General features: G+C 67.2%; 25 protein-coding genes and 1 pseudogene. 11 read left to right on the top strand and 15 right to left on the bottom strand.

Annotated elements, in window-relative coordinates; all coding sequences use genetic code 11:
• Positions 1–122 precede the first annotated feature (122 nt).
• The 4 genes from peaA (at position 123) to peaD (ending at position 4683) form a co-directional block, all read left to right on the top strand.
• Positions 123–1703, top strand: coding sequence for a quinohemoprotein amine dehydrogenase subunit alpha (gene peaA, locus AC07R1_RS10400; RefSeq protein WP_011062401.1), 1581 nt, complete (start codon positions 123–125; stop codon positions 1701–1703).
• Between the two features lie 79 nt (positions 1704–1782).
• Positions 1783–3216: a quinohemoprotein amine dehydrogenase maturation protein gene (gene peaB, locus AC07R1_RS10395; RefSeq protein ID WP_065363162.1), complete on the top strand. Its 1434-nt coding sequence runs from the start codon at positions 1783–1785 to the stop codon at positions 3214–3216.
• A 1-nt stretch (position 3217) separates the two neighbouring features.
• On the top strand, positions 3218–3541 hold the full coding sequence (gene qhpC / locus AC07R1_RS10390; protein ID WP_011062399.1) for a quinohemoprotein amine dehydrogenase subunit gamma: 324 nt from the start codon (positions 3218–3220) through the stop codon (positions 3539–3541).
• A gap of 23 nt (positions 3542–3564) precedes the next feature.
• A complete protein-coding gene (peaD, locus tag AC07R1_RS10385; protein WP_125063723.1) occupies positions 3565–4683 on the top strand; it encodes a quinohemoprotein amine dehydrogenase subunit beta in 1119 nt (372 codons plus the stop codon).
• Between the two features lie 102 nt (positions 4684–4785).
• Here the strand turns inward: peaD and AC07R1_RS10380 are convergent, their stop codons facing one another.
• The 3 genes and pseudogenes from AC07R1_RS10380 to AC07R1_RS10370 all read right to left on the bottom strand — a co-directional run.
• Complete coding sequence (locus AC07R1_RS10380; protein ID WP_015636438.1) at positions 4786–5184, bottom strand: lysozyme inhibitor LprI family protein; 399 nt, start codon at positions 5182–5184, stop codon at positions 4786–4788.
• A 37-nt stretch (positions 5185–5221) separates the two neighbouring features.
• Positions 5222–5671 carry a GFA family protein gene (locus AC07R1_RS10375; RefSeq protein ID WP_225368814.1) on the bottom strand — a complete coding sequence of 150 codons (450 nt, stop codon included), beginning with the start codon at positions 5669–5671 and terminating at the stop codon, positions 5222–5224.
• Positions 5648–6544 (bottom strand): annotated as a pseudogene (locus tag AC07R1_RS10370) (ADP-ribosylglycohydrolase family protein); the annotation flags it as partial. The gene AC07R1_RS10375 and the pseudogene AC07R1_RS10370, both read right to left, overlap by 24 nt.
• Positions 6545–6677: 133 nt before the next feature.
• On the opposite strand from AC07R1_RS10370, the gene AC07R1_RS10365 reads away from it, so the two are divergent.
• Together AC07R1_RS10365 and AC07R1_RS10360 are read left to right on the top strand one after the other, a co-directional pair.
• Entirely contained in the window at positions 6678–7136 is a 459-nt protein-coding gene (locus AC07R1_RS10365) for an SRPBCC family protein (protein WP_011062395.1), read from the top strand.
• Between the two features lie 78 nt (positions 7137–7214).
• A complete protein-coding gene (locus tag AC07R1_RS10360; protein WP_495110503.1) occupies positions 7215–8018 on the top strand; it encodes an aminoglycoside phosphotransferase family protein in 804 nt (267 codons plus the stop codon).
• A gap of 334 nt (positions 8019–8352) precedes the next feature.
• Here AC07R1_RS10360 and AC07R1_RS10355 read toward each other — a convergent pair whose 3' ends face one another.
• Positions 8353–9678, bottom strand: coding sequence for an aminotransferase-like domain-containing protein (locus AC07R1_RS10355; RefSeq protein WP_401403648.1), 1326 nt, complete (start codon positions 9676–9678; stop codon positions 8353–8355).
• An 87-nt stretch (positions 9679–9765) separates the two neighbouring features.
• Between AC07R1_RS10355 and AC07R1_RS10350 the strand changes: the two genes are divergently transcribed.
• Both AC07R1_RS10350 and AC07R1_RS10345 read left to right on the top strand, forming a co-directional pair.
• Positions 9766–10398, top strand: coding sequence for a LysE family translocator (locus tag AC07R1_RS10350; RefSeq protein WP_220223050.1), 633 nt, complete (start codon positions 9766–9768; stop codon positions 10396–10398).
• Between the two features lie 24 nt (positions 10399–10422).
• Positions 10423–10767 carry an antibiotic biosynthesis monooxygenase family protein gene (locus tag AC07R1_RS10345; protein ID WP_011062391.1) on the top strand — a complete coding sequence of 115 codons (345 nt, stop codon included), beginning with the start codon at positions 10423–10425 and terminating at the stop codon, positions 10765–10767.
• Between the two features lie 4 nt (positions 10768–10771).
• Here AC07R1_RS10345 and inhA read toward each other — a convergent pair whose 3' ends face one another.
• Positions 10772–11458 (bottom strand): isonitrile hydratase, encoded by a 687-nt coding sequence (inhA, locus tag AC07R1_RS10340; protein ID WP_041119270.1) that lies wholly within the window; start codon positions 11456–11458, stop codon positions 10772–10774.
• Positions 11459–11550: 92 nt separating this feature from the next.
• On the opposite strand from inhA, the gene AC07R1_RS10335 reads away from it, so the two are divergent.
• A complete protein-coding gene (locus AC07R1_RS10335; RefSeq protein ID WP_401403644.1) occupies positions 11551–12534 on the top strand; it encodes a GlxA family transcriptional regulator in 984 nt (327 codons plus the stop codon).
• A gap of 9 nt (positions 12535–12543) precedes the next feature.
• Here AC07R1_RS10335 and AC07R1_RS10330 read toward each other — a convergent pair whose 3' ends face one another.
• The 9 genes from AC07R1_RS10330 to AC07R1_RS10290 all read right to left on the bottom strand — a co-directional run bounded on the left by AC07R1_RS10330 (position 12544) and on the right by AC07R1_RS10290 (position 22469).
• Positions 12544–14982, bottom strand: coding sequence for an alpha/beta fold hydrolase (locus tag AC07R1_RS10330; protein WP_401403641.1), 2439 nt, complete (start codon positions 14980–14982; stop codon positions 12544–12546).
• 14 nt (positions 14983–14996) lie between these two features.
• Positions 14997–16439 (bottom strand): TIGR01777 family oxidoreductase, encoded by a 1443-nt coding sequence (locus AC07R1_RS10325; protein ID WP_125063718.1) that lies wholly within the window; start codon positions 16437–16439, stop codon positions 14997–14999.
• 15 nt (positions 16440–16454) lie between these two features.
• A complete protein-coding gene (locus AC07R1_RS10320; RefSeq protein ID WP_495110502.1) occupies positions 16455–16928 on the bottom strand; it encodes a hypothetical protein in 474 nt (157 codons plus the stop codon).
• Between the two features lie 76 nt (positions 16929–17004).
• Positions 17005–17910, bottom strand: coding sequence for an alpha/beta fold hydrolase (locus tag AC07R1_RS10315; protein ID WP_495110501.1), 906 nt, complete (start codon positions 17908–17910; stop codon positions 17005–17007).
• Between the two features lie 337 nt (positions 17911–18247).
• Positions 18248–18709, bottom strand: coding sequence for a cysteine hydrolase family protein (locus tag AC07R1_RS10310; RefSeq protein WP_011062384.1), 462 nt, complete (start codon positions 18707–18709; stop codon positions 18248–18250).
• On the bottom strand, positions 18706–19083 hold the full coding sequence (locus AC07R1_RS10305; protein ID WP_401403635.1) for a VOC family protein: 378 nt from the start codon (positions 19081–19083) through the stop codon (positions 18706–18708). The genes AC07R1_RS10310 and AC07R1_RS10305 overlap by 4 nt, the downstream gene beginning before the upstream one ends.
• A gap of 66 nt (positions 19084–19149) precedes the next feature.
• Positions 19150–20976, bottom strand: coding sequence for a glycoside hydrolase family 15 protein (locus AC07R1_RS10300; RefSeq protein ID WP_183001514.1), 1827 nt, complete (start codon positions 20974–20976; stop codon positions 19150–19152).
• Complete coding sequence (locus AC07R1_RS10295) at positions 20969–21769, bottom strand: glucose 1-dehydrogenase (protein ID WP_401403632.1); 801 nt, start codon at positions 21767–21769, stop codon at positions 20969–20971. The genes AC07R1_RS10300 and AC07R1_RS10295 overlap by 8 nt, the downstream gene beginning before the upstream one ends.
• A 112-nt stretch (positions 21770–21881) precedes the next feature.
• On the bottom strand, positions 21882–22469 hold the full coding sequence (locus AC07R1_RS10290) for a TetR/AcrR family transcriptional regulator (RefSeq protein ID WP_011062380.1): 588 nt from the start codon (positions 22467–22469) through the stop codon (positions 21882–21884).
• 135 nt (positions 22470–22604) lie between these two features.
• On the opposite strand from AC07R1_RS10290, the gene AC07R1_RS10285 reads away from it, so the two are divergent.
• Together AC07R1_RS10285 and AC07R1_RS10280 are read left to right on the top strand one after the other, a co-directional pair.
• Entirely contained in the window at positions 22605–23777 is a 1173-nt protein-coding gene (locus AC07R1_RS10285) for an MFS transporter (RefSeq protein WP_404673672.1), read from the top strand.
• 70 nt (positions 23778–23847) lie between these two features.
• Positions 23848–24588: a thioesterase II family protein gene (locus tag AC07R1_RS10280; protein WP_015636428.1), complete on the top strand. Its 741-nt coding sequence runs from the start codon at positions 23848–23850 to the stop codon at positions 24586–24588.
• A 181-nt stretch (positions 24589–24769) separates the two neighbouring features.
• Here AC07R1_RS10280 and AC07R1_RS10275 read toward each other — a convergent pair whose 3' ends face one another.
• Positions 24770–25738: a siderophore-interacting protein gene (locus AC07R1_RS10275; RefSeq protein ID WP_495110500.1), complete on the bottom strand. Its 969-nt coding sequence runs from the start codon at positions 25736–25738 to the stop codon at positions 24770–24772.
• Positions 25739–25890 lie beyond the last annotated feature (152 nt).

Genomic DNA, 25890 nt, shown 5'->3' with positions numbered 1-25890 from the left:
CTCCGTGTATTGCATATCAGCAGACGTTTCTCTTGCCTCCATGACCGGGCGTGCCGGGCATGGCAGAAACCATAAAAACGACTCGCTAAAAATAAGAAAGCACCGTGGGAGGTTTGACGTTGATGAAGAGAAGACTGCGCCTGAGGCTCAGTGCCAGCCTGCTGGCCATTGCCACCTGTACCGCCTTGCATGCCCCTTCGAGTTTTGCCGCTCGGGATGCGCAGAGCATCCTCAAGGAAACCTGCCAGGGTTGCCACACCCCCGAGGCCGGGGAAGCCCTGAGCCGCATCAGCCACCAGCGCAAGACCCCGGAAGGCTGGCTGATGAGCATTGCCCGCATGCAGACCATGCACGGGCTGCAAATCAGCGATGACGACCGCCGCACCCTGGTCAAGTACCTGGCCGATACCCAGGGCCTGGCGCCCAGCGAGACCGACGGCGTGCGCTACGCCCTGGAGCGACGGCTGAACACTGTCGAGCATTTCGACGAACAGACCACCCAGATGTGCGCCCGCTGCCACTCCGGCGCGCGGATCGCCCTGCAACGCCGGCCGGCCCAGGAATGGGAGCGGCTGGTGAATTTCCACCTTGGGCAATGGCCATCCCTGGAGTACCAGGCGCTGTCCCGGGACCGGGAATGGCTGCCCACCGCCCTCAAGGAAATGGTGCCGCTGCTGGCCAAGCGTTATCCCCTCGACAATCCCGCCTGGACAGCCTGGCAACAGGCCCGCCCGCAAGCGGCGGCGCTGGCGGGGGACTGGAGCTTCAGCGGCCACCTGCCGGGCAAGGGTGAACTGGCCGGGGTGATGAGCGTCAGCGCCGGGGAAGGCGATCAGTTCAAGCTCAGCGTCAAGGGCCAGTACGCCGATGGCAGCCCGTTCAATGGCGAGGGCAGCGCGATCCTCTACAACGGCTATGAATGGCGCGGCAATGTCACCGTGGATGGCGTGGTCATGCGCCAGGTGCTGGCGGCACAGGGCAATGCACTGCAAGGGCGGATGTTCGAGGCCGAGCACGACGAGCGCGGCCTGGACTTCATCGCCGCCCGGCAAGGCAGCCAGCGGTTGCTGGCGGTGCAGCCGGGTTACCTGAAGGCCGGTGAGGAGGCCGAGGTGACCCTGGTGGGCGCGGGCCTTGCGGGCACTCCGAGCTTCGGCAAAGGGGTGGAGGTCGTGCAGGTGCTGGAGCAGAGCCCCGAACGCATCCGCGTCAGGCTCAAGGCGGCGGCCAGCGCCCAGCCGGGGCTGCGGGAAGTCAGCGTCGGCAGCCTCAAGGGCGCGACGCTGGCGGTGTACCAGCGCATCGCCGAGGTCAAGGTGGTGCCGGCATTTGCCGTGGCGCGGATCGGTGACGGCGGCGGTTCGACGCCCAAGGTCCAGGGCCGCTTCGATGCCGAAGCCTGGGGCAAGGGGGCCGACGGCAAGGCCTACCGCATCGGCGTGATGCCGGCGCAGTGGAAGGTCGAGGCCTTCGACGCCCAGGCGGCCAAGGATGAAGACGTCAAGTACGCCGGCAGCATGCAGGCCGACAGCGGCGTGTTCACCCCAGGGGATGCCGGGCCCAACCCGCTGCGCAAGATGTCCACCAACAACGCCGGCAACCTCAAGGTGATCGCTGCGGTGGAGGAGGGGGGCAAGGCCCTGACCGGTGAAGGCCAGCTGATCGTCACCGTGCAACGCTGGAACAATCCACCCATTCCCTGAGGGGCGTCGAGCGATACCGACAGACACTTTCAGGCAATGACCGCAGGCCCCGAACGCGGGGCAGGCACAGGAGGTTGTAATGGGCGCAATTCTGAATCTGGTGGAGCGCAACCTGCATGAAGTGCAGGTGGACGCCAACCGCATGCTGTTCCATATCCCCAGCAGTTCGCTGTTTGCCAGCGATGCCTTGACCGGCAGCATCATCGATGCGCTGCGCGGCCCGGGCTGTACCCCGGAAGACTTGATCCAGCGTCTGGCCGGCGCCTATGACGGTGCCGACGTCAGCGACACCCTGCGCGAGCTGATGGCCCTGGAACTGGTCAGCGACGGCTCGCCCCTGACCCCGGAAATCGGCGTCAAACGGGTCGAACGCACGGCGATCAATACCGTGGTGCTCAACGTCAATACCGGCTGCAACCTGAGTTGCACCTACTGCTACAAGGAAGACCTGGACAAGCCCTCGGCGGGCAAGAAAATGGGCCTGGACACGGCCATTGCCTCGGTGGAAATGCTGCTCCAGGAGTCCCCGGACGAGGAGCGCTACACCGTGGTGTTCTTCGGCGGCGAACCCTTGAGCAACCGGCCGCTGATCGAGGCCATGGTGGACTACTGCGAACAGCGTTTTAGCGCGGCCGGCAAGTTCGTCGAGTTCGTCATGACCACCAACGCCACGCTGCTGACCGAGGAGGTAGTGGATTACCTCAACGCCCACCGCTTCGGGCTTTCGGTGAGCATCGACGGGCCCAAGACCGTGCACGACCGCAACCGCATCACCGTGGGCGGGCAGGGCACCTATGACGTGGTGCGGCGCAAGGCGCAGATGCTTCTGGAACGCTACGACAGCCGGCCGGTGGGGGCGCGGGTGACCCTGACCACCGGGGTCACCGACCTTGAGACCATCTGGGATCACCTGTTCAACGAGCTGGGGTTCGCCGAAGTGGGGTTCGCCCCGGTGACCTCGGGGGATATCAGCAGCTTCAACCTCAGCAGCGAGGAGCTGATCGAAGTCTTCGCCAGCATGAAGCGCCTGGGCCGGCGTTACCTGGCGGCGGCACTGGAGCACCGCAATATCGGCTTCTCCAACCTGCACCAGCTGATCACCGATATCCACGAGGGCCACAAGAAGGCGCTGCCCTGCGGCGCCGGGCTGAAGATGCTGGCGGTGGACCACAAGGGCGAGCTGAACCTGTGCCACCGCTTCACCGGCTCATCCCTGCCGACCTTCGGCAATGTGCATGACGGTGGGGTCAAGCAGATGGAGCTCAATGACTTCCTGTCCCAGCGCCTGGACCGCACCAACACCGGCTGCGACAGCTGCCGCATCCGCAACCTGTGTTCCGGCGGCTGCTACCACGAGAGCTATGCCCGCTACGGCGACCCGGCGCATCCGACTTATCACTATTGCGAACTGATGCGTGACTGGGTGGATTTCGGCATCGAAGTCTACAGCCGGATCATGGCGCACAACCCTGCGTTCATCAGCAGCTACATCACTCCGCGCAAGGCTCACTGACATGAAACATCTCAAGCCGATCAACAACAAAGCTCAGAAACTGACCGAGGCCGCGGCCCAGGACCGTATCGAAGAAGTGCTGGCGATGAACTCCGTGGCCGGATGCGCCTCGACCACCGACCCGGGCTGGGAAATCGATGCCTTTGGCGGCGTCTCGTCACTGTGCCAGCCGATGGAGGCCGACCTCTACGGCTGCTCCGACCCTTGCTGGTGGCCGGCCCAGGTGCCGGACATGATGAGCACCTACCCCGACTGGAACAAGGACGCCCAGGCCTCCAACGACAACTGGCGCAACCTCGGCACCGTCTTCCCCAAAGACAAGTAACCGGACAGCACAAGGATTCCAGCATGCGAGCTATCACAGTGTGCGGCCTGGCCGCCGGCGCGGTTCTCAGCGCCTGTTCTTTCACCGTCCTGGCCGACGAGGGCCTGGCCCTCAACAGCGGTCACGAGTACATGGTGACCACCAATTACCCGAACAACCTGCACGTTCTCGATCTGGCCACCGACAGCCTGTACAAGACCTGCAAGATGCCCGACGCCTTCGGCCCCGGCACCGTGCAACTGTCGCCGGACCGCAAGATCGCCTACGTGCTGAACAACCACTATGCGGATGTCTACGGCGTCGAGCTCGACAGCTGCAAGCAGGTGTTCCACGCCAGCATCACCCAGCATCCGGGGGAGAAGGCGCGCTCGATGTTCGCCTTCACCGTCAGCCACGACGGCAAGGAGCTGTACACCGTGGCCAACCCGACCCTGTTGCTCAATGACCGCTATGAGGTCAAGGAGCCGCGGCTGGATGTCTACGCCACCGATGCCGGGCTCGACGCCAAGCCGCTGCGCAGTTTCCCCGCGCCGCGCCAGCTGACCATCATGCAGAGTGGCGACGACGGCACCCTGTATGTGGCCGGGCCGGACCTGTACAAGGTCGACGTCAAGACCGGCAAGTTCGAGGTGCTGATCCCCAGCCGCCACTGGAAACGCCCCAACTACAGCGCGCCGGACGTGCTCTACGTGTGGAACCAGCAGACCTTCCGCCATGACTTTTCGCTGCTCTACACCGCGGCGAAGTTCAAGGACAAGAAGCAGGACCCGGCTACCGCCGAGCCGCTGTACGGGCTGTTCAGCGTCGATCTTGCAACCGGCAAGACCGAGACCACCGACTTCGGCCCGCTGACCGAGATCTACTTCAGCGGCATGCGCTCGCCCACGGACCCCAACCTGATGTTCGGCGTGCTCAACCGCCTGGCCAAGTACGACATCAAGCAGAAGAAACTGCTCCAGGCCGCGACCCTGGAACACTCCTACTACTGCATCTCGTTCAACCGGGCCGGGACCAAGATCTACCTGGCGGGGACCTTCAACGACGTGGCGATCTTCGATGTGCAGAGCATGAAGCAGATCGGCAAGATCACCCTGCCGGGCGGCGACATGGCCATCACCACGGCGCAGATCTTCGTCCGCTGACCCCGCCGCCAGCCACCGGCTCCTGTAGGAGCCGGCTTGCCGGCGAACAGGCCGGCAAGCCGTGCAGGGCCCTCACCGACGCCTTCGCGGGCAAGCCCGCTCCTACCGTGCGGGGACCGGGCAGCTCAAGTCGCCTTCCTTGCACTGCAGGTACTGTTTGAAACTCTCCACGCGGGTCTTGGTCAAGGCCGTGATGCAGTTGCTGTAGGCCACCGGATACAGGCTGCCACCTTCCACGCCCGAGGTGGAAAAACTGCACTCGGCATCGCGGAACGCCACCCAGGCGCGCTGGGCGCTGACCAGCAGCTTTTTGCTGTGTGGCTGGTCTTTCAGGCGCTGGTTGATCTGTTGGTAAAGGGCGTTCAGCTCCTTGTCCGCGGCCTTGTGCTGGAAGTTGGCGCACAGGCTCATATCGGTCTGGGTGGTGTTGTTGCACTCATAGGCCTGGGCCAGTGGAGCAAGCAGCAGCGGCGCAAGGGCCAGCAACAGGATCGGACGCATGGAAAGTCTCGCAATCGGTCAATGAGGAAGAAACAGTCTAGCCGCGGCTGGGTTGCCACTCGGGCCAGCGTTGCAGCGCTTCGTCGGCCAGCCAGGGCACATCGTGGGAGGTCCAGATATGCACCTGTGGCGTCTGCCCCGGATCATCGTCCAGGGTCGCCACCCGCAGGATCACGTGGGGCTGCCCCGGGCGCTCCGCCAGCAGGTGAGAACCGCAGACCGAGCAGAAGTGCCGCAGCTTGCCCGGGGACGATTCGTAGGTGCTCAGGCGTTCCTGGCCCTGGGTCCACTGGAAGTGTTCGCGCATGACTCCGGCGGTCGAGGCAAAGGCCGCGGCGTGGGCCTTGCGGCAGGTCTGGCAATGGCAGTGGCCGATGGGCATGTCCAGGCGGTCGACCCGGTATTGCACCGCCTTGCACAGGCAACTGCCATGCAGCGGCCGGGCAGGCGCGCGACGCCGGGCGGCGGCCAGCAGGTCGTCGGCCATGGCCTGGATCTCCTCGCCCATGTGCAGCTTGGCCAGCCAGTGCGGCGGTATGCCCTGGGCCCCGTAGAAAGCTCCGGCCAACTGGCCGGCGATGGCGGCGGTGGTGTCGGCGTCGTCCCCCAGGTTGGCGGCGGCCAGCACTGCTTCGGCATAGCTGTCGCTGTGCTGGAAGCACCAGAGCGCGGCCTCCAGGGAGTCGACGCAATAGCCGTTGCCGCGAATCTGGTCGCGGGTTTTATCCAGGTAATTGCCCTGGGCCAGGGCCGCGACCTTGCTCTCGCGAAAGCCCTGGGCGTCGAGCCGTTGCAGTTGCTGCTTGCTGGCACCGTCCAGGGCCTTGGCGATCAGCCCGGCCAACAGCTGGCAGCATTCGATGGCTTCGGCGGCGCCGTGGGTGGTACGCGAACTGGCCCCGGCAAACTCGCGGACCTGGGCCAGGTCGGGGTAATGGAACAGCACCACCGGCGCCAGGCGCATCAGCGAGCCATTGCCGGCGGTCTGCGGGTCGCTGGAGCCCGCCAAGGGCTGGCCGTGTTCCTGATAGTCGGCCAGGGCCTGGCGCACCGTCATGCCGATATCGAAGCATTCGCCGGTGGCGCTCAGGTAGCCCCATTGCCACCAGTTGAGGTAGCGGCCCATCTGGTCGGCGGGGTCGAAACCGTCCTTGCGCAACAGGCTTTCCCCCAGGCACAGGGCCATGGAGGTGTCGTCGGTCCATTGTCCGGCCTTGAGGTTGAACGGGCCGCCGCCCAAGAGATCGGTGACCGGGGGGAAACTGCCCCGTGGCTTGAATTCCACACTGGTGCCCAGGGCATCGCCACAGGCCAGGCCCAGCAGGCTGCCACGGTAACGGTCGGTGAGGGTGAGGGGCATGGCAGGTCCTTTGCAGAGGTATTGGCGCCGGCGACAGTAGCATTTTTCGTTCTGGGTAATCAGTGGGTCCTTCGGCCAGATAAAGGTTGCGCTCGATTCAGAGAGGTCTAGTGTTCATCACTGGAGGTGGCCCATGAATTCTTCAGATCGCATCGAACGCAAGATCCTGCTCAAGGCCGACCCGGCCCAGGTCTGGCAGGCGCTGAGCGAGGCCGAACGCTTCGGCCGCTGGTTTGGCGTGGCCCTGGCCGGCCAGCAGTTCATACCCGGCCAGCGGGCCCGGGGCGCGGTGACTTACCCAGGCTATGAGCACCTGACCTGGGATGTCCTGGTGGAGCAGATGCTGCCCCAGGAGCTGTTCTCCTTCCGCTGGCACCCCTACGCCATCGATCCCGCTCAGGACTATTCGGCAGAGCCCAGCACCCTGGTCCGGTTCGAACTGGAAGAGCACGCCGGTGGTACCTTGCTGCGGGTCACCGAGTCGGGCTTCGACGGCATTCCCGCCGAGCGCCGGCTCAAGGCCTTTCGCATGAACAGCCGGGGCTGGGACGAGCAGATGAGCAATATCGAGAACTACCTGCAGCAGGGTTGAAACAGGCAGTTGCAAGCGGCACGTTGCAGAGCCAGGCCTGTCGCCTGAAACTGGCCGCTTCCCGTCTGGAGCAGCCCCTTGTTCGAAACCTATATGAAACGCTGGCGCCTGACGCCCGATGGCGATCCCATCGTCACCCCGGGCAGCCGCCTGTTGCCGGTGCGTCTGCAAGACGGTGCGCCGGCCATGTTGAAGATTGCCCTGGATGAACACGAGCAGGCCGGCAACCGGCTGATGGCCTGGTGGGCCGGGGAGGGGGCGGCGCGGGTTCATGCCCAGCAAGGCGATGCCCTGCTGATGGAGCGTGCCATGGGCAAGGGTTCGCTGATGCGCATGGCCCTGGCGGGCCAGCACGATGAGGTCAGCCATATCGTCTGCGCCACCCTGCAACAGTTGCACCGGCCACGGGCACAACCGCGGCCGCCGCTGGTGTCGCTGGATCGCTGGTTTGCCGACCTGCGCGAGGCGGCGCCGCAGCAGGGCGGGTTGTTCCTGCGCTGCCTGGCCGAAGCCGAGCACCTGTTGGCCACGCCCCGGGAGCCGGTGGTGCTGCATGGCGATATACACCACGACAATGTGCTGGACTTCGCCGAGCGCGGCTGGCGGGTGATCGACCCCAAGCGGGTCCATGGCGAGCGCACCTTCGATTTCGCCAACCTGATCTGCAACCCGGACCTGCCCAGCGCCACCGACCCTGTGCGCTTTGCCCGCCAGGTGCAGGTGATTGCCCGAGCGGCGCAGTTGGAGCCGCGCCGGCTGGTGCAGTGGGTGCTGGCCTTCAGTGGTTTGTCCGCTGCCTGGTTTCTCCAGGACGATCATCAGCCCGGGGCGCAGCACCAGCTCAAGCTCGCGGCTTTGGCCGTCCAGGCACTGGAGGGGTGAACTAGGGGTTTGCGTAAGTGCGGTATAGCGAATTTCCTACACGCGCTGTAATTCAATGCGCCTTCTGCGCACCGGGCTTTGTGTTTAATCTTCTTTCCCACAACTGCAGCGCAGGAAGCGCTCAGGATCAGGGAAGGTCGACCATTAGCACGGATGCTGCAGACAGGAAGTCATGATGGTCTTGGAAAAAACCCGCTTCGGCGGGTTTTTTTTCGTCCGGCATTTCGTGCCTGCAGCCTGGGTGCTGTGGCCACTTTGATACTTCATGCAGCGGAACATGAACGTGGCAGGTTCTTTTCAGCCCGACGCTAAGCGCGGGCTTCTGCAGGTGTGCTTAGCGGGTGATTTCGTTGCGGACCTTTTCCAGAGCCTGCTCCAGCAGCGGCAGGCCGATGGAGCCCAGGGCCAGGCGCAAGGCCTGGGGCACATGGGCGGTGGTGGCGAAGGGCTCGGCCGAGGTCACCGTTACCCCCTGATGTTCCAGGGCCGCCACCACGGCATCGGCCCGCCGTCCTTCCGGCAGTTTCAGCCAGAGAAAATACGATGAGCCATAGGCCTGGTAATCGCAGCCCTTGAGCACCCTCCGGGCCAGTTGCTGGCGGCTGCGGGCATCGTTGCGCTTCTGTTCTTCCAGGCTGTCCACCAGCCCCGACTCGATCCAGCGGCAGCCCAGGGTCACGGTCAGCGACGGGGTGCTCCAGGTGGACACGCGGATCGCCCGTTCCAGGGCCGGGATCATCTCCAGGGGCGCGACGATAAACCCCAGGCGCAAGCCCGAGGCGACGCTTTTCGACAGCCCGGAAATATACAGCGTGCGCTCCGGGGCCAGGGTCTGCAGCGGCGTCGGGGCCGGTTCGGCGAGGAAGGCGTAGGCGCCGTCCTCGATCAGCAGCAGGTCATGCTCGCGGGCCAGTTGCGCCAGGCGCCGGCGTTCGGCCAGGGGCATCACCGTGCCCAGGGGGTTGTGCAGGGTCGGCATGCAGTACAGCGCCCGCACCGGGCGCCGGCGGCACAGGGCCTGCAGGGCGTCGAGGTCCATCTGGCCGTTGTGCTGGGGCAGCGCTTCGAGGTCCAGGCGATGGACCTGGGCCAGGGTCTTGAGGCCGGGGTAGGTCAGGGCGTCCACTGCCAGGATGTCCCCGGGCTGGAGTAGCGCCAGCAGGCTCACCGCCAGCCCCTGCTGGGCGCCGTTGACGATCAGCACCTGCTCGGCGGCGACGCGGATCTCGCGGTTGCGCAGGTGCCGCGCCGCGGTCTGGCGCTCATGGGGGCGGCCGCCCTGGGGCGCGGAATGCAGCAGGGCATCCAGGTCGCCGGAGGCGGCTATCGCCCGCAGCCCCTCGCGCAGGCTTTCCGCCTGGCCGGGCAGGGACGGGTAGTTGAACGCCAGGTCCACCGAGGCGGCGCTGGCCGGGTGCTGTTCCAGGCCCATGCCCCGGGGCAGGCTGGTGTCGCGGACAAAGGTGCCGCGCCCGGGCTCGCCCACCACCAGGCCGATGGCTTCCAGCTCGTGATACACCCGCAGCGCCGTGGCCAGCGCCACCTGCTCGCTGGCCATCAGCGCCCGCACCGTCGGTAGCTGAGTGCCTGGGCACAGCTGGCCGGCGCGGATGCGCTGGGCGAAGTGATCGACGATGGTTTTGTAACGGGTACGGCGCATGCTCGGCCACCTCATGTATCTAGAACACTTTTTTGTTTGTATCAGGCAGGCGTCCTAATCTAGCGGCTTTTGCGCAGGAGCGCTCACATGCCGGACCTTTCCACCCTGTCGATCTTCCTCGGCGCCGTGCTGCTGTTGCTGCTGTCGCCGGGACCCAACATGGCCTTTGTCATCAGCCACGGCGCAGCCTATGGCTGGCGCGGTGGGGTGGCATCGGGGCTGGGGATCGGCGCAGCGGATATCGGCCTGACCCTGCTCACGGCCACGGGCGTCACCGCCGTGGTGGCCAACTGGCCGCCGGCGTTCGACCTGATCCGCTATGCTGGGGTTGCCTACCTGCTGTGGCTGGCCTGGAAGGCCCTGGGCCAGCGGGGGGGCCTGGACCTTGCCGATACACCCCGGGTGCCGCTGGCCACGGTGTTTGTCCGGGCCCTGTGCAACAGCCTGCTGAACCCCAAGGCGCTGCTGTTCTTCATGGTGTTCCTGCCGCAGTTCGTGCGCCCCGAGCACGGCAGCATCGCTGTGCAACTGGTGGTCCTGGGCTTGCTGCTGACCCTGGTCAGCGGGGTCTTCCATACCAGCCTGGGGATCTTCGGCGCGGCCTTGCGCCGTGGCTTGCCCGGCAGCGATTCGCGGCTGGCCCGCTGGCAATCCTGGCTGCTGGCGGCGGTGCTGCTGGCCCTGGCCCTGCGCCTGGCGCTGCTGGCGCGTCCGCTCTGATTCATCAGCCAATGGAGTTTGACCATGTACATCGCCGCCTTTATCTACCAGCCGGGCCAGCGCGACGAGGAGTTCCACCGCCTCAGTGCGCTGATCGACGAAATTGCCATCAGCCTGCCGGGCTTCGTCGGCGCCCAATCCTGGACCAGCGCCGACCAGGGGCTGATCAACGCCAGCTATTACTGGGAGGACGAAGCCTCGATCCAGGCCTTTGCCAGCCACCCCAGGCACATCGAAGCCAAGCGCCAGTACCGGCGCTGGTACGCCGGTTATCAGGTGGTGATTTCCAGGGTCGAGCGCACCTATGGCGATGGCGCCATCACCCAGTTGCTGGGCAATGCCCGCCAGGGCCCGGTGCGCCGTGCCTGAAAGCTCAGCCGGCTGCCAGCCGCGCGGCCGCGCGCAGGGTGATTTCCCGGCGCTTGTGCAGCGAATCCGCAGCGCGCTGGCGGGCCTGCTGCACCACGCTGGCCGGCGCGGTATCCGGGCTGCCGGCCTCGAACGGCGGCGCCGGGGCGTACTCCAGTTGCAGTTGCACCCGCTGCGCGGTGGCGGCGTCGAACAGTTCGGCGGCCAGGGTCAGGGCGAAGTCGATGCCGGCGGTGATACCGCCGCCGGTCAGCAGGTTGCCGTCACGCACCACCCGCTCATGCACCGGTATCGCCCCCAGTGGCGCCAGCAGTTCGTGGTAGGCCCAGTGGGTGGTGGCGCGCTTGCCCTGGAGCAGGCCCGCGGCGCCGAGCACCAGGGAGCCGGTGCACACCGAGGTCACGTAGCGCGCCCGGGCGGCCTGCTGGCGGATGAACGCCAGGGCCTGCGGGTCTTCCATCAGCGCCCCGACCCCGGTACCGCCGGGGATGCAGATCACATCCAGCGGCGGGCAGTCGGCGAAGCTTGTGGTGGCCTGCAGCACCAGCCCGGAGCTGGCCACCACCGGCCCCGGCTCCTTCCAGATCAGGTGCACCTGCACATCCGGCAGCGAGGCCAGTACGTCGTGGGGACCGGTCAGGTCCAGTTGCTGGACCTCGGGGAACAACAGAAAACCTATCTGCACTGCCATTGTCTGTTCCTTGTGTCGATGAAGTGGACGGCTTGACTCTAGCGCTCTAGGATTTGGCGCATACGCCAACCAGCCCTCGATTTACGCCAACCATGCCCACTGCGCCGAAAAACGTGTTTGTCCTGGCCTTCGCCAATGCCCAGTTGCTGGATGTCAGCGGGCCGCTGCAGGTGTTCGCCTCGGCCAATGACCGGGCCCGCGGCCTGGGCCTGCCCTTGCCCTACCACCCGCGGGTGATTGCCAGCCCGGGCGGGGCGACCCTGAGCTCCTCGGGGCTGGCGCTGCTGGCCGAGCCGCTGCCGCTGCCGCAAGAGCCCTGCGACACCCTGATCGTTGCCGGTGGCTGGGGCGTCTACGAGGCGGCCCGTGATTCTGAACTGGTGGCCTGGGTGGCGGCCCGGGCTGCGGCGTCACGGCGGGTGGCGTCGGTCTGCACCGGGGCCTTTCTGCTGGCCGCCAGCGGCTGGCTGGACGGGCGCCGGGTGGTCACCCACTGGACCCGCTGCGAGCAGTTGGCCGAGCAATATCCGCGGCTGCAGGTGGAGGCCAATCCGATCTTCATCAACGATGGGCCGGTGTGGACCTCGGCCGGGGTCACCGCCGGCATCGACCTGGCCCTGGCCCTGGTGGAGGCCGACCTGGGGCGCGCAGTGGCGCTGGAAGTGGCGCGGCAACTGGTGGTGTTTCTCAAGCGCCCGGGGGGCCAGTCGCAGTTCAGCGTAACCCTGTCGCTGCAGAACCAGGGCGGGCGTTTCGACCGGCTGCACGCCTGGATCGCCGAGCACCTGGACCGCGAACTGACGGTGCCGGTGCTGGCCGAGCAGGCGGGAATGAGCGAGCGCAGTTTCGTCCGTCACTACCGCGCCGACACCGGCCAGACCCCGGCCCGGGCCATTGAACTGATCCGTGTGGAAAGCGCCCGGCGCCTGCTGGCCGACAGCACCCTGCCGATCAAGCGCATCGCCGCCCAGTGCGGTTTCGGCAGCGAGGAAACCCTGCGTCGCAGCGTGCTGCGGGCCCTGGGCGTGACGCCCCAGGCCTACCGCGAACGCTTCGCCAGCATTGCGCAGCCCTGAGCGCGGGTTTCAGCCTTCTACCAGGCTCAGTTGGCCGTCGGCATACAGCACTTCGCGGCCGATCCAGGCCGGGTCTACCTGGGGCAGTACCGCCGAGGGCTTGCGCAGTTCGCGCAACAGGGTCGAACCGTGGGACAGGCGCCCGCCCATGCGTGCGATCACTGCCCGGGCCTGCTGATAGTGGGCATGGCGCCCGGGGTCGAGGGTGTCCTCCAGCAGAATGTCGACCCCCAGCACGCCCTGGACCTGGCCCGGGTAGATCATGAACCCCGCCGCCTGCTCGCTGCCTTCGCGGCCGTCCTGCCAGAAGCTGCCGCCACGGTTGCGCACCTGCTCATGGGGGGCGAACCAGTAGCCGCGATCAGCCTCGGGCACGGCGTGGTGCAGGCGGAAGAAGATCCGCATCAGGTTGTCCCGGTACCACTCGCGCACTTGCAGGTAATAGCCGCGCATGCCCGGCAAGCCCAGGCGGTGGGCCAGGGTGATGGCCGGGCTCCAGTGCGGGAAGGCTTGCAACGGCAACTCGGCGCACTGCGGGCGCGGGGTGCCGGGGTCGGTTTCCCAGGGCAGGCGATGGGGGCTGTTGTCCAGGTTGTCGTAGGCGGTGGGCGGACGCCCCAGCAGCGCGCCGCCACTGCTGGCCAGGGCGGTGGCGATGCACAGGTTGCCCTGCACCACGAACACATAGAAGCGGCTGAACCAGTCTGCCAGTTGCTGGCCGTCGGCCCCGGCGGCGCGCAACTGCGCCAGCTCCCGGTCGAAGCGCCGCAGGCCCGGCTCCAGGCTCAGCAGGTGGCCGCGGGCGATGTGCTGCATGCGCAGGAACCGTGGCAGCGAGCGCAACAGGCGCAGGGGCCGCAAGGGCAGCTGCGGGGTGGCGCCGCCCACCTCGCCGGCATAGCTGGAGGAGGGCAGGCCCCAGTCGGCCAGCCGCGCCAGGAACAGGTCATTGTTGATATAGGAAGCACCGCCGAACACTGCGGTGAAGGGTTCATTGTCCTGCAGTACACGGGCGTCCCAGCGCGCCATGATCGCCGGAATGCTCGCCGCCGCCCGGCGCTGGCCGTACTCGACGAAACGGCTGGGTTGCGGTGGCAGGATCTCGGCGATATTGGCCGCGGTCAGGTGCCGGCGCCAGCCGTAGTCGCTGATGGGGCGGTACTGCAGCAGCCACAGTTGCTGGCCGTCCCAGGCCCATTCCACATCACCGGGCACGTAGTGGAAGGTCTTGAGCACCCCCTGCAGGAAATCCCACAGGGCGCTGGCGCTCAGGCCCCGGGTGGTGGCGAAATGGCCGCTTTCCCAGGCCGCGCCCAGGCGTGAAAGGATCGCCCGCTGCGGGCTGACCTGACCGTCGGCAAGGCTTTCCAGATGGCCCTCGACCCACTCCAGTTCCACCGCCAGGTGACGGACGAAGGCGATCCCCGACAGGGTCGGCTGGATAAAGCGCTGCACCACCACTTCCTCGACCCCGGCATCGCGCAGTTCGCCGATGCGCCCGGGCACTTGCTCGCTGGGCACCCGCAGGTAAGTGGTGCTCAAGCCGGCATTGGCCGAGTCGGCCTGGTCCTCGCCGTAGCTGGAGGAGCGCACCGCCCACAGCGCCGCAGGCTGGCTGGCGAGCAGGGCCGGCAGCTGCGGGTCGCTGGCGCTGTCCAGGGACAGGGCGCTGGGCACCGGCTGGCCGGCCAGCTCCGCCAGGCGCAGGCGGCCGCCCTTGGTGTGGGCGACGAAGCCGTTGTCGGCGGATTCCAGCCAGGCGACGAACTCGGCGGAGTGGTCGATCCAGGGGTAATGGCCCCAGCCCGGCCGCAGGCTGACCCGCAGGTCGGCCCGGGCCAGGATGGCCGACCAGGCTGCGGCCTGGGCAATCCCCAGCAGCCGGTCCTGGTCGCCCCAGACCAGTTGCACCGGGTCCTTGATCCACTCCAGCAGCGGCAGCGCGGTATCGGCCCGCAGTTGCTCCCACAGCGGTACGAAGGCCCGGCACCGACCATAGCCGGCGCCCATGCGCCGGTACTGCTCCTGGCTCCACGGCTGGCGCGAGAACTTGCCAGCGAACAGGGTCGGTTTATGGCTGAGCAAGCCATGAATCAGCAAGCGCGCGGGCAGCGGCGACATCAGCGCCGGCAAGCGCCGTTGCCAGAGAAAGGCCCCCACCGGCGACAACAGCACACTGCGGCAGAAGTGCCCCGGGCGGCGCTGCAAGGCGTGCAGCACGATCAGCGCGCTGACCCCCACCGCGACAATCCCCTGGCCCGGCTCGGTCATGCCCAGCAGGGCCTCGGCGTATTCACCCAGGTCCTGGCAGGGCGGCAGCGGGTTGTCGCCAAACCCCGGCAGCTCCAGGGCCTGCACCTGATAGCGCTGGAAGTGCGGCAGGGCATCGTCCCACCAGTCGGCGGCGCTGCCATTGCCCGCCAGCAGGTACAACAGGGGCTTGCTCATGGGCATTCCTCAGCTCAGGTCAGGTCGCGCAGGGCGGCGTCCAGGGTCGGGTAACGGAAGCGGTAGCCGGCCTGCAGCAGGCGCGCCGGCACTACCTTCTGGCCATCGAAGAACAGCTCGGCCATCTCCCCGGCCAGGGCCCGTACCGGCGCAGCCGGCACGTGCAGCCACACCGGGCGCTTGAGCACCTTGCCGACAGTAGTGGCGAAGGTGCCCTGGCTCACCGCTTCCGGCGCCACCATGTTGTAGGTGCCGGACAGCGTCGGGTCGTTGATCGCCCGGGCCATCACCTGCAACACGTCGTCGCGGTGCACCCAGCTCATGATCTGCCGGCCATCGCCCATGCGTCCGCCAAAGCCGAAATGGAAGGGCATCAGCAATGGCTTCAGGGCGCCGCCGGGACCGAAGACGATCCCCAGGCGCAGCACCACCTGGCGCACGCCGAAGCGGGTGGCCGGTTCGGCGGAGGATTCCCAGCGCGCGCACAGGTCGGCCATGAAGCCTTCGCCGCGCTCGGCGTTTTCATCCAGGCTCTGGCTGGCGTCGCGCACGCCATAGAAGCCGATGGCCGAAGCCTGGATCCACAGCTCCGGCTTGTGCTGGGCGTGTTGCAGCCAGTTGAGCAGGGCTTCGGTGGTGCCGACCCGGCTGGCCAGCAGTTGCGCCTGGCGCTTGGCCGACCAGCGCGGCCCGGCCACCGGGGCACCGGCCAGGTTGATGATCACGTCGAAGGCTTCGCCGTGGCCCAGCTTGCTCAGCGAGCGCAGGCAACGGGCGCGACCGTCGAACAGGTAGGCGGCGCGCAGCGGGTCCCGGGCCAGCACGCTGACCGTGTGCCCGGCATCCAGCAGTTGGTTGACCAGGGTCTCGCCGATAAAACCGGTGCCACCGGTGACCAGCACCCGCTTGCCGCTGCCACCGGCAAAGGGGTTGGCGCCCTGGCCCTGGCGTTGCAGGCGCAGCGCCGCCAGGCCGTCGCGGATGCCCGAGGCGGTGACGCCCACGGCGAACAGGCTCAGGGCCCAGCCCTGCCAGCCCAGGTCGATGGGATTCAAGGCACTGGGCAGGCGTGACCATTCCAGCAGTTGCAGGCCGTACAGGGCGAAGAAGGCCCCGGCGTTGATCGCCAGCACGGTGTGCATGATGCGTTCGATGGCCGGCAGCTTGCGGCTGCGATCCTCGACCACGAAGTCCCACAGGGTCAGGCCGATTTCCAGGGCGAACAGCAGGGCGATCACCAGGGCCCAGATGCCCTGGAACGCCAGGTGGGCGATGCCCATGAACAGCACGCCGTAGAAGCACGAGCGCAGGGCATGGATGCTCAGTTCCTTGCGGGCGCTGTGACGCTGCGGCAGGGCCACGGTGAGTTCGTGATGGTAGAGAGTATCCAGGGCGCCGAGCACGCCCTGGGCGAGCAACAGGGCGATAGCCCACTGCAGGATTGGCAAATCAGCCACGATGGTGAAGTCCTTTTACGAGGGAAGACGAGAGGTACGGCGGTCGTGGCGCTGCAGCCACAGTAACGGCGGCAGCAGCACCAGCAGGGCGAAGCTGTCGATCCACAGGTGGGCGGTCATGTTCATCTGCCAGGACAGCCACATGTCCTGGGGCGCCCACAGCACAATCCCGGCCATCAGCCAGGCCCAGGCGGCAGGGGCCCGCAGGCGGTTGCCCAGGTGCACCAGCCCCAGCAGGAACAGCGAATAGCTTTGCAGGGTGGCGCCGAACAGCCCCAGCCACCAGATCTGCTGGGTCCGGGCCGGTGCCGGCGCGGCGGCGCCCCAGAAGGCCTGTTCGATGCCCGCGAGGTAATCGTTGAACAGGCCACTGTGGCCGGCCCAGGTCAGCAGCAGCCCGGCAAGCAGGTGGCCGGCGCCGACGGCATACAGCCAGAGCACCAGGGCCCGGCGCAGGCCGGGTCGGGGAGAAGCGGCGACGGATAACATTCCATGTCCTGTGGGGGGATCGAGGCCGCGAAGTGTACCGATTTTTTCCGCCCCATGGCGTGCGCCGGTGCCCATCTCAGGGCTTGCCGAGCAACTCCAGCAGCGCGTCGAGGGTGGCTTGCGGCGCTTCCTGGGGCAGGTTGTGGCCGATCCCCGGGAGGATCCGCCGCTGATAGGGCCCACTGAACAGGCCGACATCGGGGTCCGGTTCGGTGGCCGGGCCGACGCCGTCGTCAGCGCCGCACAGGGCGATGGTCGGCACCCGGATCGGCGGTTGCGCCTCCAGCGCCCGCTCGATGCTTTTCAGGCCCGGGTCGCCCGGCACATAGCCGAAGCGATGACGGTAGGAATGGATCACCACCGCGACGAAGTCCGGGTTGTCGAAGGAGGGCGCGCTCAGGCCATAGAGCCCGGGCCCTTGTTTCCAGGTTGGCGACCACAGGCGCCACAACAGCTCGCAGAATTCCCGGCGGTTGGCCGTCAGCCCGTCCACCCCGCGCTGGGTATTGAAGTAGTACTGGTACCACAGCCGCAGCTCGGTCTCCGGCGCCCGGGGCTCGATGGCCCGGGGAATGTCCTGGATGTTGTAGCCGTCGGCGCTCATCAGGCCCTTGACCCGCTGCGGCCACAGCGCCGCGACGATGCACGCGGCGCGCCCACCCCAGTCGTAGCCGGCGAGGGTGGCCTGGGGCAGGTGCAGGGCGTCCATCAGCTCCAGCAGGTCCCGGGCCAGGGCGGCCTGCTGCCCTGAGCGCATGATCTGCTCGCTGACAAAGCGCGTCGGGCCGTAGCCCCGCAGGTAGGGAACGATGACCCGATAGCCGCGCTCGGCCAGGGGCGGGGCGATCTCGTCGTAGGCCCGCACGTCGTAGGGAAACCCGTGGAGCAGGATCACCGGCTCGGCGTTGCGCGGGCCATGTTGCTCATAGGCGATATGCAGGCTGGGGGTGCTGACCTGGTGCAGGGAGGCTGGGCTGGGCATGACGACTCCGGATCCGGTGGGCCGGGAAAAGCTAGCGCAAAACTTGCGTGCTGTCCTCAAGCCGCAGCGGCATGCAGCCCGTGGGCGTCGCGCCAGCAGCCGGCGGATGTCTTCCAGGGAACTGTGGCCCTACGGTTCGGGGCCCTTGATGTGCACGTAGCAGCGCAGGCCGACGGTGAAGCTCATGAGGGGCCTGGTGAGGGAGCGCGAATGCGGACCCTAGCGCTGTGTGGCCCGCAAGATCGCCTTCGCCGGCAAGCCGGCTCCTACGCAACGGCGCCGCCACCTGAGGGCTGTAGGAGCTGGCTTGCCAGCGAAGGGGCCCGCAAGCCGGCCCCTAGAGTTCGTCGCTGCGGGCCAGGTGCTTGAAGTGATGCCGCCACAGGTCGATGCCCAGGCCGCCGCTGCGGTCCAGGGACGAACCCACGGTCAGGTCGGTGAGCAGGGTCGGCTGCAAGCCGGCATCGAACAGGGCAAAACCTGCGGCCAGCACGCAGGTGTCGGTCTGGATACCGCACACCAGCACACGCTCGGGGGCGAGGCTTTTGAGGTGCTCGAGAATCTCCGTCGTCGGCCCGTAGCCGTGCTTGATGAAGACCTTGTCGGCGGCCACCAGGCTCTGGTCATCCACCGCCGGCTGCCAGCCCAGTTGCCGGGCGAAGGGCGTGCGGCTTTCATCATGGCGCTCCACCGTGGCCACCGAGGGCATGCGCCCGAGCAGGCGGTTGATGCCGTCCACCAGCCACTGCGGAGGGTTGAAGCAGGGTTGCACGTCGATGATCAGCAGCACCTGGTTCATGACGCTTGCCCCAAACGGGCCGGCTGGCGCAGGCCGATGCAGTTGCCCCAGGGGTCCTGCACCTGGCAGATCGAGTCGCCGCCTTCAATGACCATGGGGCCGCGATACAGGTGCCCACCCAGCCCGGTCAGGCGCTGCACCTGGCCGGGCAGATCGGCGACCTGCCAGTACACCACCGTGCCCGCCGGCCCCTGGCCGACCTTGGCGTCGCAGGGGACGATTTCCAGGGACAGGCCCGCGAGCTGCAAATGGCCGAAATCATCCGGCTCGTGCAGCACCCGGCGGGCCTGGGGAAAGGCCTGGGCGTACCAATGGGTGGCGGCACGCCAGTCGGCGGCATGGATCATCACGGCGATGATCGGCGAGTCGGGCATGGGGCGAGTTCCATTTCTGTCGAGCACCAAGGGAAGAACGCCCCGGTCTCAGCACCGGGGCCGGGATCAAGGTTGCCAGACGCTCTTGTCGCCACTCAAGCGCCGGTCGAGAAAACTTGCCGCGCTGATCAGCGCCAGGTGGGTCAGGGCCTGGGGCGTGTTGCCCAGGTGACGGCCGTGGCTGTCGAACTCCTCGGCGTACAGGCCCAGGGGGTTGGCATAGCGCAGCAGTTGCTCGAACTCCAGGTGCGCCTGCTCCAGGCGCCCGGCCCGGGCCAGGCATTCGACGTACCAGAACGAGCAGGCGGCGAAGGCGCCTTCGGTGCCGGCCAGGCCGTCGATCTGGCTGTCGTCATTGCGGTAGCGGTAGACCATGCCGTCACGCACCAGGCTCTTTTCGATGGCATCCAGGGTCGCCAGCCAGCGCGGGTCCTTGGCGCTGACAAAGCGCACCAGGGGCATCAGCAGCATCGAACCGTCCAGGGCGGTACTGCCGATGTGCTGGACGAAATGCCCGTGCTCCTGGTTCCAGAACCGGCTCCAGATATCGTCGTAGATGGCTTGCCGGGTCTGGTCCCAGCGGGCGAAGGGGGCCGGCAGCGAACGCTTGGAGGCCAGGCGGATGGCGCGGTCCACCGCCACCCAGCACATCAGCCGCGAGTGCAGGAAGTGGTGCTGCTCGCCGCGCATCTCCCAGATGCCCACATCCTTGCTCTGCCAGCTGTCACAGACCTGGTCCACCACCTGTACCGTGTGTTTCCAGCCTTCGTGGGAGATGGCCTCGCCGTACTTGTTCACCAGGTACACCGCATCCAGCAGCTCGCCGAAGATATCCAGTTGCACCTGGTCGTAGGCCTGGTTGCCGATGCGCACCGGTTGCGCGCCGCCGTGCCCGGAGAGGTGCCCAAGCTCGGTCTCCGGCAACTCCTGGCGGCCGTCGATGCCGTACAGGATATTGAGCTTCATCGGTTGCCCATGGCAGTCGCTGACCCGGCCCCGCAGCCAGCCCATGTAGGCGTTGGCCTCCTCGACGAAACCCAGGCGCATGAAGGCGTAGACGGTGAACGAGGCGTCGCGTACCCAGGTGTAGCGGTAGTCCCAGTTGCGTTCGCCGCCGGGGCTTTCCGGCAGGCCGAAGGTGGCCGCCGCGAGGATCGCGCCATGGCGCCTGGAGGTCAGCAGTTTCAGCGCCAGGGCCGAACGGTTGACCATCTCGCGCCAGCGGCCGCGGTAGTTGGACTGGCCGATCCAGTCGCGCCAGAACTTCAGGGTGCGCGTAAGGTGCAGCTCGCTATCGCCGTGCCGCACCCGCAGATCGTCGACGCCTCCGAGGATGAATTCGGCGCCCTGGCCCTGTTGCAGCACGAACTCGGCCCGGGCCGAGTCCCGTTCAAGGTGCAGCGGCTGGTCGCCCAGCAGGCGCAGCCCGGGCTGCCCGGGGGCTTCGAAGCACACCGAGTCGCCTTCCTGTCGTGCCCCGGTGGCGGCCCGGCCATAGTCCAGGCGCGGCGCGCAGTGCAGGCGCAGGGTGGCCTGGCCGCTGACCACCCGTACCCGGCGGATCAGCAGCGGCAGCTGCTCGGGGTCGTCGTCGATGGTCAGCAGGTCGGTGACTTCCACCACCGCCTCGGTTCCCAGCCAGCGGGTCTGCAGGACGTTGCTGTCGGGCAGGTAGATCTGCTGGCGCCGGGCGTCGGCCAGCACCGGTGCCAGTTCGAAGATCCCGGCGGCGGGGGAGTCCAGCAGCGAGCAGAAGATGCTCGGGCTGTCGAACTCCGGCCAGCAGAAGAAATCGATGCTGCCCTGGTCGTTGACCAGGGCGGCGCTGCGCATGTCGCCGATGATGCCGTGGGCGTCGATGGGGCGTTGTGCCGTGGGATGCTGGTCAGCCATTGCCGCGAAACTCCGGATAGAGGCTCATGCCGCCGTCGATGAACAGGGTGCTGCCGACCACATAGTCGGAGGCGTCCGAGGCCAGCCATAGCGCGGCATTGGCCACATCCTCGGGGTCGCCGACCCGGCCGTAGGGAATCAGCTTGAGCAGTTCCTGCTCTGCCGCGCCCTCGGTGGCGGTGCGGTTGATGGCGGTGCGGATCGCCCCCGGGGCGATGCCGTTGATGCGGATCCGCTGCTGGCTGACTTCCTGGGCCAGGGTGCGCATCAGCATGTCCACGCCGCCCTTGGAAGCCGCGTAATTCACGTGCCCGGCCCAGGGAATCAACTGGTGCACCGAACTCATGTGGATGATCTTGCCCGCCGCCTTGGACACCCCGGCGCGCACCCCCTGGCGCTGGAAGATGTTCAGCGCCGCGCGAGCACAGAGGAACTGCCCGGTGAGATTGACGCCGATCACCCGGTTCCAGTCGTCCAGGCTCAGGCTGGCGGCCGGCCCATCCTTTTGCAGGCCGGAATTGGCCACCAGGATGTCGAGAAAACCAAAGGCCTCGATGGCCTGGGCGAACAGCGCCTCGACCTGGGCCTCATCGGCCACATCGGCGCGAATGGCAATGGCCCGGCCGCCTTCGGCATTGATCCGCGCGGCCAACTGCTCGGCCGGCGCGGCCTGGGAGTTGTAGTTGAGCACCACGCTGGCACCGGCCGCCGCCAGGGCGATTGCGGTGGCGGCGCCAATGCCGGAGCTGGCGCCAGTGACCAGGGCTACCTGCTGGTCGAGGGATATCTGCATGCACTGCACTCCTGTCGCCGCTGTCGAAGGCCGGGGCTGATGCGCCCATGCGACACGCAACGCATCAGTGGCCCCTGTTGTGCTGACCCCGGACGCGGCTCAGGAGTTCAGTTCAGCGCGGTGGTTGCAGCCCGCGCAGCAGCAGCTCAAGCGCTTGCAGGGCTTGTTGCAGGCGTTGCCCGGGCTGCTCGGCGGCGGCGATCCACAGCGCCGCGTCCACCAGGCTGCCGTTGATCAGGCGCGCCAGGGCCTGGCTCGGCGCGGGCGTGATCAGCCCGGCTTCGACCAGCGCTTGCAGGCGGCGGCTGAGGGAGTCGATGCAGTGTTCCTCGGCTGGCTGCCGTTGCCCCAGCACGGCCCGGGCATCCTGCAGGACGATGCGGCGGATTTCGGCTTCCTGGGCCATTTCCAGGTAGGCCCGGCAGCGCTGGGCAAAGCCTTGCCAGGGATCACTGGCCGCTGCGGAAATGGCCTCCAGGCGCTCATCCATTTCACTGTCGATCTGCTCCACCACCGCCGCCAGCAACCCCTGCTTGTCACCGAAGTGGTGATACAGCGCGCCCCGGGTCAGCCCGGCTTCGGCGGTCAGGTCGTCCATCGAGGTCTTGGCGTAGCCCAGGCGGGCAAAGGCCTGGCGCGCGCTGGCAATCAGCCTGGCGCGGGTTTGCTCGATCATCGCGGCGCGTGGGCGGCTGCTCATGGACACAGTTCTCCAACAAATGGCGGGTTGACATACGAGGCGTATGTTTACATGATTTTTAACATACGAGGCGTATGTGTTTCTACTGTGCCTGCCCTTTGTGGCAAGTTGCAGCCCCCCAAGGAGTCGTTGTAAATGGCAAACCCCTACCGCGAACTGTTCAAGGCCGCCGGCAGCCGGGCCTTTGTGCTGGCCGGGATGATCGCGCGCATGCCGATCTCCATGACCGGCATCGGCCTGATCACCATGCTGGCTCAACTGCACGGCGGGTACGCCCTGGCCGGCTCGGTGGCGGCGACGTTCGCCCTGGCCACGGCGTTCTGCGCGCCCCAGGTATCGCGCCTGGTGGACCGTTACGGCCAGAGCCGGATATTGCCCCTGGCCGCCGGCCTGGGGGGCGGGGCGCTGCTGGCCCTGCTGCTGTGCACCCGCTTGCAGGCCCCGCACTGGACCCTGTTCCTCTGCGCCGCCCTGGCCGGCTGCATGCCCAGCATGTCGGCCATGGTCCGTGCCCGCTGGACCGAGCTGTACCGCGGCCAGCCGCAACTGCAGACCGCCTATGCCCTGGAGTCGGTGCTCGATGAGGTCTGCTTCATTGTCGGCCCGCCCTTGTCGGTGGGCCTCAGCGTCGGCCTGTTTCCCGAAGCCGGGCCCCTGGCGGCGCTGCTGATGCTGGTGCTGGGGGTCAGTGTGTTCGTCATGCAGAAGAGCACCGAGCCGCCGGTCCATCCTCATGAGGAAGGGCACGCTGGCTCGATCATTCGCTCGGTGGAAATCCGCCTGCTGCTGTTGCTGATGACCGCCATGGGCACCATCGTCGGGGTGGTGGATGTGGTCAGCGTGGCTTTCGCCCAGCAACAGGGGCAGCCGGCGGCGGCGAGCATTGTGCTCTCGGTGTACGCCATCGGCTCATGCCTGGCGGGCATCGCCTTTGGCGCCCTGAAACTGGCCACGCCCTTGCCCCGGCTGTTCATGTACGGCGGCATCGCCACGGCGCTGACCACCTTGCCGCTGCTGCTGGCGAGCAACATCCTCGGCCTGTCTCTGGCGGTGTTCGTTGCCGGGCTGTTTTTCTCGCCGACCCTGATCGTCGCGATGGCCCTGGTGGAACGCAGCGTGCCGCCGGCCAAGCTCACCGAGGGCCTGACCTGGCTGGTCACCGGCCTGAGCATCGGCGTGGCCCTGGGGGCCGCGGGGTCCGGAGCGCTGGTGGACCAGTTCGGCGCCCGCAGCGGCTTCTGGCTGGCCCTGGCGGGCGGCGCGGTGGTACTGGGGGCGGCGTTGCAGAGCTATCGACGCATGCGCTGAGCTGATCGGTGGACTAATTTGTTCCCCTCGTGCTGCGTTTCTTTAGCGTCCATCCGTCGAGGGAATAACCGTGACTCAGTTGAACCTGCTGTGCCTGCCGTATTCCGGCGCCAGCGCCATGGTCTACAGCCGCTGGCGCCGCAAGCTGCCGCAGTGGCTGCACCTGCAACCGCTGGAGCTGCCCGGGCGTGGCGCCCGTTATGCCGAGCCGCTGCACACCGACATGCGCGAGCTGGCGCGGCAGCTTGCCCTGGAAATCCGGGGCACGCTGCGTACCCCTTACGCCCTGTTCGGCCACAGCCTGGGCGCCTTGCTGGCCTGCGAACTGGCCCATGCCCTGCGCGCGCTGGGGTGCCCGGAGCCGGTGGCGCTGTTCGCCTCGGGCACTGCTGCGCCGACCCTGCGCACCGAATACGACCGGGGGTTTGCCGAGCCCAAGACCGATGAGCAACTGATCGAACAGTTGCGCACCCTCAACGGCACCAGTGAAGAAGTGCTGGCCAACCAGGAACTGATGAGCCTGACCTTGCCGATCCTGCGGGCCGACTTTCTCTTGTGCGGGCGCTTTCGCCCGGTGCAACGGCCACTGCTCAATTGCCCGGTGCATGTGCTGGGCGGCAAGACGGATCGCGCCACCACCGAGCAACTGATCGGCTGGAGCAAGGAAACCCACGGCAGTTTTTCGGTGGACATGCTGGCGGGCGGGCACTTCTTCATCCACGAGCACGAGGCCAAGGTGCTGAGCCTGCTCAAGGGCCATCTGGAGGTGCATCGCCGCCGCCACCTGCAACCGGTAGCCGCGGTTTCCTAGCGGCTACACACTTGCTTGCTGTAGCCGCTGGCGCAGGCTGCGCGCGGCCCGCAGGGGCGCAAAAATCCCGGGTTCGCCAGGGGTTCGGCTGGCGATCGCCAAGCAAGGCCCGGCGGGCCTTTGTGCAGCTTCGCGGCCTCGGCTGCGGCTACAGGGAAGAGGGTGGGGCGGTTGGTGGGGCTCAACCCAGGGAGCTGCCCAGGCGCCAGTAGCCCATCAGGGTCAGGTTGCGACGCTCCTGGCCGCGCTCGTTGATCAGGTGGCGGCGAATGTTCATCACCGTGGCCGACTCGCCGGCCACCCAGGCGTAGAAATCGTTGTCCGCCGGTTGGGCGGTTTCCCAGAGGCGTTGTTCGTCGTTGCGTTCGGAAACCTTGATCGGCCGGCGCTGGCTGTTGGCCGGCGGCAGTTCGGCCAGCTCCCGGGCGGCATGGATCAGGGTTTCGCCATGGCGTGCGCCCAGCAGGTCCCGGGGCAACCAGTTGATCCGCGCCAGCGGGTGGCAGCGCAGGTCGATGCAATCGCTTTCATAGGGCACTTCGATAAACGCCTGCACATCCGGATGGTCCGGATAACCCTGCAGTTCTTCCAGAATGCCGGCAATCGCCGGCAGCGCGGTTTCATCGCCCATCAACAGCACCTTGCGGATCCCCGCCGGCGGCAGCCATTCATAACCACCGGGGTCGCCGCTGTAGGCCTTGTTCGGCACCACCATCTGCAGGCGGTCGCCGGGCCGGGCATGGGTGGCCCAGGCGGAGGCCGGGCCGTTGACCCCGTGCAGGACGAAATCCACATCCATTTGCGCAGGCTGCAGGCGCAGGGCGCGAATGGTGTAGGTGCGCATTGGCGGTTGCTGCTCGGCCGGCAGCTTGCGCCGGGCCGCCTGCCAGTCGCCTTCCACCGGCAGTTGCGAGGGCGTGCCATCGGCCCCGGGAAACAGCAGCTTGATGCGCTGGTCCGGTGCCAGGGTACGCGCCTGGGCGATGTCCTCGCCGGTGAACACCAGGCGGGCCATGGACGGGCTGAGGTGGATGCGCTGCTTGAGCTCGACGTTGATTACCCGGTAGCTGCGGGGTTGCTGGGCGCCGGCGCCTACCAGCTTGCGCAAGCCATTTGCCAGTGAGCTGGCCAGTGAAGTGGCTGAGGACATGATCGCGACCTTATTAAAGAGAAGGTCCTGATTTGACGAGCCGCAAGCCCTGGAATTTACCGATCGCAGCGGCGCCGCAGTGCTGCGCCCACGGTTAATTTTTCCCCTGGCCCATCCGTTTCGTAGGGATAGCCGAGCCAAAGCTCGATACC

The sequence above is a fragment of the Pseudomonas sp. GW821-FHT07F01 genome, from assembly GCF_059418825.1.
Note: the sequence above shows the minus strand (reverse complement) of the source record. Positions and strands in the feature narration are given on the sequence as shown.

Bases quoted from the DNA above. Each gene is read 5' to 3' on its own strand.
- AC07R1_RS10375 (WP_225368814.1), bottom strand. From the start codon at position 5,671: ATGGCCGACGACCTGCTGGCCGCCGCCCGGCGTCGCGCGCCTGCCCGG.
- AC07R1_RS10305 (WP_401403635.1), bottom strand. From the start codon at position 19,083: ATGCCCGACTCGCCGATCATCGCCGTGATGATCCATGCCGCCGACTGG.
- AC07R1_RS10355 (WP_401403648.1), bottom strand. From the start codon at position 9,678: ATGCGCCGTACCCGTTACAAAACCATCGTCGATCACTTCGCCCAGCGC.
- AC07R1_RS10290 (WP_011062380.1), bottom strand. From the start codon at position 22,469: ATGAGCAGCCGCCCACGCGCCGCGATGATCGAGCAAACCCGCGCCAGG.
- AC07R1_RS10345 (WP_011062391.1), top strand. From the start codon at position 10,423: ATGTACATCGCCGCCTTTATCTACCAGCCGGGCCAGCGCGACGAGGAG.
- peaD (WP_125063723.1), top strand. From the start codon at position 3,565: ATGCGAGCTATCACAGTGTGCGGCCTGGCCGCCGGCGCGGTTCTCAGC.
- AC07R1_RS10380 (WP_015636438.1), bottom strand. From the start codon at position 5,184: ATGCGTCCGATCCTGTTGCTGGCCCTTGCGCCGCTGCTGCTTGCTCCA.
- AC07R1_RS10365 (WP_011062395.1), top strand. From the start codon at position 6,678: ATGAATTCTTCAGATCGCATCGAACGCAAGATCCTGCTCAAGGCCGAC.
- AC07R1_RS10320 (WP_495110502.1), bottom strand. From the start codon at position 16,928: ATGTTATCCGTCGCCGCTTCTCCCCGACCCGGCCTGCGCCGGGCCCTG.
- AC07R1_RS10285 (WP_404673672.1), top strand. From the start codon at position 22,605: ATGGCAAACCCCTACCGCGAACTGTTCAAGGCCGCCGGCAGCCGGGCC.
- peaB (WP_065363162.1), top strand. From the start codon at position 1,783: ATGGGCGCAATTCTGAATCTGGTGGAGCGCAACCTGCATGAAGTGCAG.
- AC07R1_RS10275 (WP_495110500.1), bottom strand. From the start codon at position 25,738: ATGTCCTCAGCCACTTCACTGGCCAGCTCACTGGCAAATGGCTTGCGC.
- AC07R1_RS10335 (WP_401403644.1), top strand. From the start codon at position 11,551: ATGCCCACTGCGCCGAAAAACGTGTTTGTCCTGGCCTTCGCCAATGCC.
- AC07R1_RS10295 (WP_401403632.1), bottom strand. From the start codon at position 21,769: ATGCAGATATCCCTCGACCAGCAGGTAGCCCTGGTCACTGGCGCCAGC.
- AC07R1_RS10350 (WP_220223050.1), top strand. From the start codon at position 9,766: ATGCCGGACCTTTCCACCCTGTCGATCTTCCTCGGCGCCGTGCTGCTG.
- inhA (WP_041119270.1), bottom strand. From the start codon at position 11,458: ATGGCAGTGCAGATAGGTTTTCTGTTGTTCCCCGAGGTCCAGCAACTG.
- qhpC (WP_011062399.1), top strand. From the start codon at position 3,218: ATGAAACATCTCAAGCCGATCAACAACAAAGCTCAGAAACTGACCGAG.
- AC07R1_RS10315 (WP_495110501.1), bottom strand. From the start codon at position 17,910: ATGCCCAGCCCAGCCTCCCTGCACCAGGTCAGCACCCCCAGCCTGCAT.
- peaA (WP_011062401.1), top strand. From the start codon at position 123: ATGAAGAGAAGACTGCGCCTGAGGCTCAGTGCCAGCCTGCTGGCCATT.
- AC07R1_RS10330 (WP_401403641.1), bottom strand. From the start codon at position 14,982: ATGAGCAAGCCCCTGTTGTACCTGCTGGCGGGCAATGGCAGCGCCGCC.
- AC07R1_RS10300 (WP_183001514.1), bottom strand. From the start codon at position 20,976: ATGGCTGACCAGCATCCCACGGCACAACGCCCCATCGACGCCCACGGC.
- AC07R1_RS10310 (WP_011062384.1), bottom strand. From the start codon at position 18,709: ATGAACCAGGTGCTGCTGATCATCGACGTGCAACCCTGCTTCAACCCT.